Source organism: Marinobacter sp. E2 (genome assembly GCF_055755345.1).
On the sequence record NZ_CM146911.1, the window covers coordinates 2,613,221 to 2,624,959 of the forward strand.

Sequence of the window (11,739 nt, forward strand, 5' to 3'; positions counted from 1 at the left end):
CTGAGTTTGTATCGCGGAGTTTTAGAATCTGTAGGTCCAGCTTGCACTGGCGGCCCACTGGTCTTGTTCACCACCTAAAAGCTCGATTTTTTTATCGGTGGCGTGCAGGTTAAGGTCCAGCCAACCTTTAAGTACTTCGGTCCCGTACCCGGCTTTGACAATAGCCACTTTCTGGGCGCCGTCCGGGACGAAGTAAAAGATATCATTATCTGGCTGAGAAACGCGGTTACCTCCATCGTTATTGAGGTCTGCGTAGGTCAGCGCCAGCGAGACGTTACTACCATCGGGCAGGAAATGAAACAGGCCAGCCGTCAGCGCCTCAGCATCTCCATCGAAGGTGGATCCCATATTACGTCCGTAGTATTGGTAACCGGTTTTATAGCGAAAATGGCTGTAGGCGTAGTTTGGAATGGCGTCGCCCACTATGTCGTCTGCAAGCGTATTGGTGAATTCGAAGAACCATTGCTGGTCTGCGCCCAGGAGCTGACTGGTCCAGTCGACTCCAAACAACCAGGATTTCCGTGACGGGATGTATCCGGCCTCGTCCTCACCCATCATCTCCATGTAGAGACTCATTGACTGCCCCCCCACCGGGAAGCCGTAGCGGATGTCGATTGCGCCAATCTGGTTACCTGGATCAGACCCGTCGTAGGAGTTGTCATTTCCGATGAAGGCATCCCAGAAGGTGGAGAAGCCTCCGGGGTAGCCTTCCCCACCGAACATGATTGCTCGCGTAAAACCAAGATCCAGGCCCTGAATCGGGCGCAGGTTGAGGCGCATACCTACCAGCCTAATATCGGAAACGATTCTTTCCTCTTCCATCTCGCCGGCGAAGACTGTGAGATTCCAGGGCCCAATCCAATTCAGCCAATCGGATTCCGGCGCCGAGGTGTCTTTCCGGTTCAGCCAAACCGCTGGCATGGGCCGGGCATTGGTGGAGAGTACCATGGCGGATTGCCATCCAGGCCCCCACCATCGCTCGATAGCGCCGGCACCCACCACCCAGTTGCCTGGGGTGGCCGCGAGATATGAGCCGTCTAATCTGAGGGTTTCATCGTCGGAGGCATTGGCCACCACACTGGGCTTGACTCCCAGCGCGACATATTCGCCCTGCCACTGCAGATTAACCGAGAGCTCACCTTTCTCCTTTGGCTGACTGGCAAATCCACGAATTGATGTGGCTTCCGTACTGCCGGAAGCCTGAATTTCAAATCTTGCTCCCGGGCTGCCCAACTGTTCCCGTTCAAAATTCAGATAAGCTGCCTGGGAGCCAACGGCGCCTGCGTCTGCGGCAACCGAATTGCTTACACCGCTATCGATATCGGCCCACATCACAGGCCATGTCGTTACGCCTTTGTCGTAATGCCCTCGGTCGGCCAGCTTTTGTAGCGAGTGCCGTGCTCTGGCATCACCAGGCTCGAGCCAGGGCGCGCCACTTGATGCAGTTGAAGTTGCAAGTATTACGCCTGAGATCGTCAGTCTTTTCAGTCGGGATACAGACATTGCGGTCCCTATCGGTTCAGTAAATATTATTGGAGAACAACGTTAGCGGAGTTTTTATTAGGATCTTGACATCCAACCACAAGCTCCAGTGGTTAATATATTCAAGGTCCAGCTCTACACGCCTCAGCATCTTATCCAGTGTTTCGGTTTCGCCGCGGTAACCACTGATCTGGGCCAAACCTGTGATGCCAGGCTTGATTCTATGGCGGGCCATGTAGGCGAGAATCTTGTCAGAGTAGTAATCGTTGTGGGCCACAGCATGTGGCCTGGGCCCAACCAAAGACATATCGCCTTTCAGCACATTGAATAGTTGCGGGAGTTCATCGAGGGAGGAGCGCCGCAAAAAGCGGCCGATGGGGGTGACACGGGGATCTTGCTTCTGCGCCTGTTTAACCCCCGCATCATTGTGGACCTTCATGGAACGGAACTTCAATACTTCAATAATGTTGCCATTCCAGCCATGGCGATTCTGGCGGAAGAGTACCGGGCCCGGGGAGGAATACTTTACAGCGATGGCGCACGCGAGGAAAACCGGGCTGAGCATGATAATACCCACCAGCGCTAGCGACTTGTCCATGAGCGATTTCATTAGCGCACTGCTGGGGAATGCCGTCAGGGGGCTTTCGTTCAAGTGAATAGCAGGCATTCCGCCCAGGTTGTGGATACTGTGGTTCAACAGTTTCAGGTTAGCGAAATCCGGTACCCAGACGACGTCTACATTAGCGTCCAGGAGGTCTACGTATAGACCTTCTATTTGATCGGTTTCCTGAGCAGGCAGTGCAATATAAACACGGTTTACCTGACTTGTTCGAATAATATCGCGCAGTTGGCTGACATATCCGAGCGTTGGAAAGTAACTCGCTTCTTCGAATTCGTTGTCTTGATCGTCGTCGAGCACCACGAATCCGAGCATATTTTCACTGCGCTCGTAACGTAGTTTAGCGGCCAAATTGTAAGCGAGCTGACCCGAGCCAATCACCAAGCTGACACGAGTCAATGCCAGTTTTGCCTCAACCCGTAGTGCCAAATTGTGCAGCGGCACAAACACTGTTGACTGCAACAGAAAAGCGCCAACCACCCATTGGAGAACCACCTCCCTGGAGTAGGATTCACTGGTTTTGGTGATAAAACCAATAAAAAACAGTGTTGCCACGAGTGTCGCCCAAGCCGCAGCGAACCTTGCAATGCCAACGAGGTAACCATTGCGAGTGCTGAATACACGGTAGAGTGCACAAAGAGGGATTGCGACCAAGGAAGAAAGCACCGCAAGAACTCGGTAAGTGGAGGGAAAGTCGCCTGATTTATCGAGTGTCAGAATTAACAGAAGGGTGACCTGTAATGCCGTCGCAACAGCCCACTGCCCCCAAAAAATAAACTTGATGGGTGCGCGGGTCATCGGTGCAAGAGGATGCTCATGCTGGGGCGGGGATAACCGGACCCTGGTAAGCGGATACGGGTGGAACTTGGTTCTTGAAAAATCGTTCATGAAGGTTTCTGGCACGCTACCGCCCCACTGACCAGAGCCCAGTGTTTTACGGTCATTAAGAAATAGAACTTTTAGAGGACAGGAGGCGCAATCTAGGAGGGAACAGCAGAACCCCAACAGCGTCCTTGTCGGTGGATGAATTTTCTGTTTCAAGAGCGGGCGTATTTTACGGCTACACTCATGACGCGCAAGTGACAAATGCCAGGGGGCCGGATTTTCCGGGGGATGATCCGCAAACAATTGTTAAAGTATTGAAAATGCACCTATACCTTACGGCTTAAGCAAGGCGGAGACCGGAACAGTAACCCTCTGCTGTTTTTGCATGAAGCTGATCAGTACGATGGCACGCTCTTCGCCGTCATACGCCTCGAAGATGGCGCTGATGCCCTCAAATGGGCCCTCATTCAGCTCTACAGCCTGCCCGGGCTTGATGCCGCCCTGCTCTGCTACGGTGTCCAGGCTTTCCCCGATGTGCCGGATAACGTCATCGCTTACGGCGGCGGGCTCGTTGGCGAAACCGACAATCCTTAAAACACCGCGTGTTGAGCGCAGCTTTGCCCATCTGGGATCGGTTTGTTCCAGTTTTACAAACAGGTAGCCCGGAAACAGTGGCTCCAGCTTTTTAGAGCGCTTGCCGGCTTTGATCTTTTCTACCGTGATTTTCGGGTAAAAGCAGGTAATATCTTGATTCTGGAGATGCTGAAAAGCCCGATCACCTTGGGCGGGTTTGTGTTGGAGTGCATACCATGTCATAGGCGGTGATTGTACCAGCCACCGGCAGCGATAAAATACGGATTTAACACATCTTGTTTACCGTATTTGATCGGGCCGCCCTCGAGTGTCTGCACCTTGCCGCCGGCTGCCATGAGCACCGCCTGGGCGGCCCCCGTATCCCACTCGCAAGTCGGCCCCAGGCGCGGATAGATATCAGCGTGGCCTTCCGCTATCCGGCAAAACTTCAGCGAACTTCCGGCCTGCACCAGCTCGTGCTCACCAAGCTTCTCAATGAACTCACGAGTTTCCGGATTGAGATGATTCTTGCTTGCCATCACGCGCTTAACCGATCTCGGCTCTGCCACCTCAATGCGGTGTACCTTCCCTGAGCGATCCCGCTTGTATGCGCCCTCACCCTTCACGCCCCAGTAAGCCTCTTTCAATGCCGGCGCCGTGACCACCCCCAGAGCAGGCTCACCATCTTCAATCAACGCAATGTTGACCGTGAACTCCCCGGTGCGCTGGGTGAAGTCCTTGGTGCCATCAATGGGATCCACCAGCCAGAATCGGCGCCAGTGTTTGCGCTCGTCCCAGGGGATGTCACTGCCCTCTTCCGAGAGAATGGGGATGTCATGGGAAATGCCGCGAAGGCCCCGCACGATAATGTCGTGGGCTGCGGTATCCGCTGCCGTAATCGGTGATTCATCGGCCTTGTAGCTGACTTTGAAGTCCGATTGGTAGATGCGAAGCACCTTGTCGCTGACTTCATCGGCTACCCTGATCACATCGGGAAGAATGGAGCTTAGCTGCATGGGTGGGTTTCCTGCCTCAGATCAAAACGTTATGAACTATGATAAGCCATAGTAGCACTCACCACACGAACATCGATGAGGATGGCTCCATGAAACTTCGTTTCCTCGGCGGAACTGGCACGGTTACGGGCTCCCGCTACCTGCTGTCGGATGACAAACACCGTCTGCTGGTGGATTGCGGCATGTACCAGGGCGTAAAAACCCTGCGAAAGCGCAACTGGGCGCCGTTTCCGGTGGACCCCGCAACCATTGATGCGGTGGTATTAACCCACGCCCACATAGACCATTCCGGCTACCTGCCCGCGCTGGTGAAGAACGGCTTCAAGGGCAAGGTTTACTGCACAAAAGCCACTCACGAGCTGTGCAAGGTACTGCTGCCGGATGCCGGCTTCCTCCAGGAAGAGGACGCCAAGTATGCGTTCCGAAAAAAGTTCTCCAAACATGAGAAACCCGAGCCTCTCTTCACCGAAAAAGACGCCCGGGAAGCGCTGAAACACTTCGAGTCCCTGCATTACCACGAGACTTTCGAGCCCGTTAAAGGGTTCCAGGTAACCTTTACACCAGCAGGACACATCCTCGGCTCGTCCTGTGTGCATGTTCATCACCGCGAAAGCGCCCGAACGGTCGTATTCAGTGGCGATGTCGGGCGCCAGAGCGACATCATCATGAGGCCTCCCGAACCCCTGCAAAAAGCCGATGTACTGATATGCGAATCCACCTACGGCGACCGGGCCCACAGTGATATCGACCCCGAGGCTGAGTTGGCCGGCATCATCACGCGAACGGCCGGCCGCGGCGGCATTGTTCTTCTGCCTGCCTTTGCGGTGGGCCGCGCCCAGATGCTTCTGTATGTGATTCACAAGATCATGGGTGAAGGCCGAATCCCGAAACTGCCGGTGTTTCTCAATAGCCCCATGGCCATCAAAGCGACGGAGATCTTCTGCAAACACCACAAGGAACACAAACTCAACGCCTCGCAATGCGAACTGATCGACGACAAAACGGAGTTTGTCCGCACGGTGGAGGAATCCATCGAGCTCGATTCCGTGCGCTACCCCTGTGTGATTATTTCCGCCAGCGGCATGGCCAGTGGCGGGCGGGTACTGCACCACCTGAAAACTCTGCTACCCAACCCACGCAACAGTATTGTGTTTGCGGGTTTCCAGGCTCCAGGAACTCGTGGGGATGCACTGGTGAGCGGCGCGGAATCCGTAAAAATCCATGGGGAGTACTGGCCGGTGAAGGCTGAGATCCACAACTTGGACTCGCTTTCCGCCCACGGGGATTACAATGAAATCCTTGCCTGGCTGGAGCAAGGCACCCTGAAGCCAGAGAAGGTGTATGTGACGCACGGGGAAATGGTGGCCAGCGATGTTATGCGTAAGCGTATTCGAGATAGGTTTGGGTGGGATGTTGAGGTGCCGGAGTTGGGGGAGGAGGTGGAGGTTTGATGCCTCCAACCCTCAGCTCTCAGAACAGCCTGGAGGTAAGTAGGTCGCATTCCAGTCTGCAGCGCCACCTGGAGCTATGACGCATGACCAAACACCAGAGACATTTCGAGTAAGTCGAACGACAACGCCTGACACAGCGGGATGCGCATTGCCCCCAAGGGTCACTTGCATATGACCTGAACCGTCACCATTGAGTACGCTTATATTTGTAGAGGTATTGCCAGTCGTAAGATCTGAAGGTACGTAACCCAAACTGGCATTGGTGACGCTACCCATCTGTGATACGCGCTCTTCAAACCCGGTTTTCAAAGCCGAGAGCTCTCCAACCACCCGAGATACCTGGCTTTTTGGAACGAATTCTCGATAGACAGCAATAGCACTCGCAGAAATAATCCCAAGAATTGCGACCACGATCATTAACTCAATCAACGTGAAACCACGCTGACTAACGCAAGGACTATCGATTACCATGTTTCCGTTACTCCAATTCGCAAGTTCGTATCTTTCAACGAACATGCAAATCATCAGCCAACTCTAAATAGCAGTGAGAGATGCGACTAAGGTGCATATTCCCTTGGGAAATAGCCGTGGTACCAAAACCTGGGGAAAAAAGAGTGTGGTGATTGCTCTAGGTAAAGCGGCTTGTCCTCTAGCATCGCCTGATGGTAATGAAAAACGCCTATTAACCATGCAGTCGCAACGCAAGCAACTAAGAGACTTGCCGCTGTTGCCAAGAATTTGCGCGGGCTGGGGACTTCAGAAAAATGTCTTCCGCTACTTTTCGGTCTAGCCTGAAGGAGAGCCCATAGTGCCGACAAAACGAACACCCCTACCAGCATGGAAGATGGCACAATAAAAACCGAGGACATGGAGGCGTGGGTAAGCGCTCCAGCAACAGAAGCAACAAATCCACACAGCACTAAATGCTCCCTTGAGGAGTTTGTAAAGATACCTAGTCTTGCAACGTAAAGTACTCGCCTTCCTAAACCAAAGAGCAGCGAGGCGAGCAACAGAACTGTCACCCACCCATACTCAGCTGCCCACATAAGATACATGTTGTGGGGGTGGCCAAAAGGCTTGGAACTCTGATAGCCATCGGTTAGGGGTTTATGTAGAAGCCACGATTGGGGCCCCATTCCGAACGGGAAGTTCTGACCGCTCATGGCTAAAGCTTCCTGCCACATAATAAGGCGACCTGAGGACCCGGTTCCGAGTTCGCGCCCCCCTACCTCGACCCCCAGGAGCAACGGGGCTAGTATAGATAGACAAACCCAAAGAATTAATCCAACCACTAAAAACAAAAGAAACTGCCGCAACCAGGGTTCGGAGTCGCGACGAAAAACAATCCATACGAACGCTACTCCGGCTGCGAGACTGAGCAGCGAGCCCCGTGCCGAGGAGAGCAGCGCCATCCAGATCCAGACTCCCCCAGCAATAATAATCGCCACTCTCCACAAGCGGAACTTTGCAGGCCTCACAGCAGTCAACGCCAGCGGAAGGAGAGGAATCAACCAAGTTAAAAGCTGACTCCAGTAACGAATATTTACGAACCCCCAGGGAAGGTATTCAGATATTTTCGATTGAGGCTCCGCAAGCCAGAACAGAACATAGATAAGCGCCAAAGCCGCATACACGACAACGCCTGCGCCCACCAGGAACACTGCGGGCTCAATATAAGCACGTGGAGCCAAATCCCTCCCAAGTATCCCCCCCAAGATGACCACTGTTAGCAGAAAGCCAATGTAAAGGCCTGGCTCTACCCACCTAAAGGGGTTCTCAGATATCGCCCCATGTCCGAGGAGGGATACACTCACACCAGCAACCAAAGCTAGCGGCCAAGAGTGCTGCCGCATAAATCCTGGATTGAGCATGAACAATCCAGCCCCGACAATGACAACAGCCGCCAGCAACAAACAAAGGGCTATGCGCTGAGCAGAATAGCCACCTGATGGTAGTGGCAGAAGGCCACCAAAAAGGCTCAGCGACATGGCAACTAAGAGCAAACAGCAAAAAGTCAAGATCAACAGGCGGGCCCTGCCTCCTCCGACGACGCCTGATTCAAGCCTTCTCATAAGCTCTTTCAACCTTCGCCTGGACTGTCGGCACCCTTACTGCGATTGACCCAATACATCATGCCTTCAGCCAGACAACCGTGAATGTAGGCAATATCAAACGTCGCTCCAAGGCGTTTGGCTTCAAGGAGTTCATCCGCCAAACGTTCAATCGAATTCGGATAAAAACCGACAGTTTGTTTTACTCTTTCGCAGGCCTGTAATTTTGGCCCTTTGATCGATCTCAGAACCGCATGTCTTAACATGAAGACCATTTCCGGTCGCCAAGACATATACCTTTCCAATTCTTGTATCTGAGCATTCACCCCAAACAACGACACCTGCTCTCTTAGGATTTCGGCTTTCAAAGCTTCACCACCAACGAATCGATTCCTTTTGGCATCGAAAAAAGCATATTGCTCTTCATCACTGAGGTTTACCTTGTGGAAACCCCTAACCGAAGCCCAAACATCGTTTGCCACATAGGCAGTGGACAATAGTGCAGTAGCAAGTACAGCAACCCCAATCGAAACTGGAATTGCAGCTACTGAAAACCTGAGGCCTATTTTTCGGTCTACTTGGGCTACCAAAATGATCGCCAGAGCGAAGAAACTGAAAAACCAGAAGGAAAACTCAACCATGTTGTTGACAAGCAGCGCCCCCAGCAGAGAAAAAACAAAAAAATCTGTCGACTTGAATGAGCATCGGTAAAACAGGAAAAGGAGGTACCCTAAAATCAAGAGCACCGCAAATAGCCCCAAAATGCCCAATTCCACGAACACATTCACAAACAAATTATGCCCGTGCGTCCATAATGTTCCCATTCTGATGGGCTTTTGGACTGCTTGGTCGGCTTCAAAACTGAAAACACCATATCTCCCCGGCCCGAAACCAGTAAGCGGATTTTCCCCAACTTCCCAATAAACCTCCAGTTTTCGCCATTCTTCTGCCCTATAGTTGTCTGTGAGCCTGAAACGATCCGAGATAGACTCTTCTTCATCCCGCTGTATAAATCCGGATTCAACAAGAACATCTGTTAACGGCCGACTAATATTGGGGAAAAGAAAGGTAATCGCGATTGTGGTCACCAAAGTAAAAGCGAGCTGTTTCCCTCGACCAAAAAATACCCGCGAGAATAAATCCCGTCTGAAGTTTGCAGGAGACAAAATCAGCTTCGCCAAGGGCAACAGTATTATCAATGAGACGAAAGCGACAAAAGCCCGACTACCAGTCAAACCTGCAGCCATGGCCAGATAGGACACCGACAATAGTACTGGGAGGCATCGCATCCGGTTGGTAACCAGCAAATAAGAACTTGAGATCACACCAAACCCAAGAACCAGAGCAGTCAGGTTCGCCTGATTCAATGGTCCCAACAGACGTGGTGTTTCACCTGTTATCCAAGGTAAGAGAAACTTTAATATGCCGTAGTGCCTCAGAAGCCCATAAGTCGCCGTGGTGATGGCCATCCAATATAGAGCTCTTGCCAAAAGAGGGGTGAGCTCCGCGCCCTGCTCTCGTATTGTCGCAGCCGCCGAAGCAACCAAGACGCCTGAAAGGAGAAACATCAGATAAGAATAATCACTGAACAAGAATTCACCTTGCGCCAGCGATGAAAAAACTGTCAAAACCCCAAGCAGCAGAATCATCAATCCTGAAACGGGAAGAGCGATCCGCTGGTTTCGATAGATCACCAAGGTTGCGCAAAAAAGAATGTTAGCCACCAACATGCCAGCCAAATTGTTTGGGAGGTCCTGGTATGGAAAAAAATGAAAAGGCAGCAGGAATCCCAAGCAAAATAAAAGAACCAGCAAAAATCTCAGCACCTTAGCAATCTCCATAAAGCATTTGTGACCCGTCCTAATATACGTTGACGGTTTTTGTTGAAGCCAGCTCCCCTCGGGTGCTGGCTTTTTCATGTACCTCTTGTGGCGTTTTCATGCCGAGGCTGAGGTGTGGCCTGTAGGTATTATAGGCATCAACAGACTCCTTGATCAGTACGCCCAACTCGGCAAAGGTTCGACATCGATTGATCAGGAACTCCTGCTTGAGGATGCCGTTGATCCGCTCAGCAAGAGCATTCTGGTAGCAATCATACCCATCGGTCATGGATGGCCGAATCTGATGTTTCCGCAGCACTCCTTGGTACAGAGAAGAGCAGTATTGGATGCCTCGATCCGAATGATGTATCAGGGGTTGGTCGGTCATACGATGACGGACGGCCTGGTTCAGCGCGGCCACGGTATCGGAAGCTTTCATCTCGTGACTGAGGTTATGGCCCATGATCTTGCGTGAGAAGGCATCCGTAACCAGGGATAGATAATGCACCCCCTCATCTGTTTCGACGTAGGTGATATCGCTCACGAAGACCTGCTCGGGACGATGCAGCTCACATCCTGCAAACAGGTTGGGATGCTTCCTCATCCAATGGCGGCTGTCGGTTGTTTTCGTATAGTTTTTCTTCGGATGAACCAGTAACTGGTGCTGACGCAGGTAATCAAACAAACCATCTCGACCCAGCTTGATGCCAAGGGCCTGAAATTCTTCGCGCAACAGATAATACAGCTTGCGTGTTCCCAGTCGCGGCAATCGTTTTCGAATCTGCTGCACAAGCGCTTTAACCGGCTCCAGCTCACTTTGGCGCCTTCTCCGCCGCTGAAGACGCTGATAAACCGCCTGGCGTGTTACTCCAAAGAGCGAGCAGCTTTTGCTCAGGCTTACTTTGCCTTTTGCTTGCAGCGTACGCGCTCCTTGGATAAATACTTTTTTCGCAGACCGGCTCCGTATTCCCGATCCATAATATCGACCATCTCATTGAGCAGGAGATTGCGAAGACGCTCATCTTCTAGCTCTTTTTCAAGTCGCTTGATCTTCTGCTCGGGCGTTTCCTGGGATCGGTTCATGGGCGAGTTCCTCGGCAGGGACCAGTCCAATCTACCATGCTTGCGCAGCCAAGTGAGAACCGTGCTGCGCCCTTGAATGCCGTAGGTCCTTTGGGCCTGTTTATAGGTGAGCTCGCCTTTTTCGACCTGATCAACAACCGCTAATTTAAAGCCCAGGTTGTAATCACGCTGCGTGCGCTTCTTGCGGGTGGGAGTGACGTTGTCCATCTCTGCATCTCCAGATGACAACGTATTTCAGGACGGGTCATTGCCTAAAAAAAAGGCGCCCTTGCGGGGCGCCCTTTAGCTCCAATTCTTAATATTAAGAGTTGGTGCAGCCTGCTGGCACGTAAGTGGCCTTCCAGTCAGAGGCAGAAGAACCATCAATGGTGCAAGTCCAGGTGCCGTCTGAAGTACGGCTCAGCTGAATAACAGCGTCCTGGATACCAGCACCAGCGTTACCACCGAGAGTAACGGACAGGTTGCCCGCGCCACCAGCGAAGCTCAGAGAAGTCGTGCTGGTGATAGAGTCGGTCAAGTTAGACTGAACGTGGCCGAGATCTCCCCACGTGAAAGAGGTGTTACCGCGGGTCAGGTTCTCTTCTACAGCGGTGCGCAGCGAAGACAGCTCACTGTATGCACGGTTGACCTGAGTGCGAGCAGTGTAGTCCTGATACTGAGGAATAGCGATAGCAGCCAGAATACCAATGATCGCAACAACGATCATCAGTTCGATCAAAGTGAAACCCTTCTGGGCGTGGTTAATTTGCATATTTTTCATTATCGACCTCTGTGTTTGTCGTTGATCTTCTTTACTGGCCCGGGTCAGGTGGAGTCGCG

General features: G+C 52.3%; 10 protein-coding genes. 1 reads left to right on the plus strand and 9 read right to left on the minus strand.

The genetic code is table 11. From position 1 onward, the window contains the following. Nucleotides 1-21: 21 nt before the first annotated feature. The 4 genes from AC0J1C_RS11915 to cysQ all read right to left on the minus strand — a co-directional run bounded on the left by AC0J1C_RS11915 (nucleotide 22) and on the right by cysQ (nucleotide 4,515). Nucleotides 22-1,503, minus strand: coding sequence for a capsule assembly Wzi family protein (locus tag AC0J1C_RS11915; RefSeq protein WP_473044076.1), 1,482 nt, complete (start codon nucleotides 1,501-1,503; stop codon nucleotides 22-24). Between the two features lie 16 nt (nucleotides 1,504-1,519). Then, nucleotides 1,520-2,899, minus strand: coding sequence for an undecaprenyl-phosphate glucose phosphotransferase (locus tag AC0J1C_RS11920; RefSeq protein ID WP_473046541.1), 1,380 nt, complete (start codon nucleotides 2,897-2,899; stop codon nucleotides 1,520-1,522). A gap of 360 nt (nucleotides 2,900-3,259) precedes the next feature. Next, nucleotides 3,260-3,742 (minus strand): transcription/translation regulatory transformer protein RfaH, encoded by a 483-nt coding sequence (gene rfaH / locus AC0J1C_RS11925; protein ID WP_473044077.1) that lies wholly within the window; start codon nucleotides 3,740-3,742, stop codon nucleotides 3,260-3,262. Next, nucleotides 3,739-4,515, minus strand: coding sequence for a 3'(2'),5'-bisphosphate nucleotidase CysQ (cysQ, locus tag AC0J1C_RS11930; protein WP_473044078.1), 777 nt, complete (start codon nucleotides 4,513-4,515; stop codon nucleotides 3,739-3,741). Before cysQ ends, rfaH begins: the two co-directional genes overlap by 4 nt. Before the next feature lie 89 nt (nucleotides 4,516-4,604). Here cysQ and AC0J1C_RS11935 point away from each other — a divergent pair, with 89 nt between their 5' ends. After that, a complete protein-coding gene (locus AC0J1C_RS11935) occupies nucleotides 4,605-5,966 on the plus strand; it encodes an MBL fold metallo-hydrolase RNA specificity domain-containing protein (protein ID WP_473044079.1) in 1,362 nt (453 codons plus the stop codon). Nucleotides 5,967-5,978: 12 nt separating this feature from the next. Here AC0J1C_RS11935 and AC0J1C_RS11940 read toward each other — a convergent pair whose 3' ends face one another. From AC0J1C_RS11940 to AC0J1C_RS11960, 5 genes are all read right to left on the minus strand, one after another. Further along, the gene (locus AC0J1C_RS11940) at nucleotides 5,979-6,437 is read right to left on the minus strand and encodes a pilin (RefSeq protein WP_473044081.1); all 459 of its coding nucleotides are present in this window, start codon (nucleotides 6,435-6,437) and stop codon (nucleotides 5,979-5,981) included. Between the two features lie 86 nt (nucleotides 6,438-6,523). Further along, on the minus strand, nucleotides 6,524-8,050 hold the full coding sequence (locus tag AC0J1C_RS11945; RefSeq protein ID WP_473044082.1) for an O-antigen ligase family protein: 1,527 nt from the start codon (nucleotides 8,048-8,050) through the stop codon (nucleotides 6,524-6,526). After that, nucleotides 8,047-9,858, minus strand: coding sequence for an O-antigen ligase family protein (locus AC0J1C_RS11950; RefSeq protein WP_473044083.1), 1,812 nt, complete (start codon nucleotides 9,856-9,858; stop codon nucleotides 8,047-8,049). Before AC0J1C_RS11950 ends, AC0J1C_RS11945 begins: the two co-directional genes overlap by 4 nt. Nucleotides 9,859-9,877: 19 nt before the next feature. Further along, a protein-coding gene (locus tag AC0J1C_RS11955; RefSeq protein WP_473044084.1) for an IS3 family transposase occupies nucleotides 9,878-11,127 on the minus strand; the annotation gives its coding sequence in 2 pieces (ribosomal slippage) (nucleotides 9,878-10,773 and nucleotides 10,773-11,127; 1,251 coding nt in all). Between the two features lie 94 nt (nucleotides 11,128-11,221). After that, the gene (locus AC0J1C_RS11960; RefSeq protein ID WP_473044085.1) at nucleotides 11,222-11,680 is read right to left on the minus strand and encodes a pilin; all 459 of its coding nucleotides are present in this window, start codon (nucleotides 11,678-11,680) and stop codon (nucleotides 11,222-11,224) included. Nucleotides 11,681-11,739 lie beyond the last annotated feature (59 nt).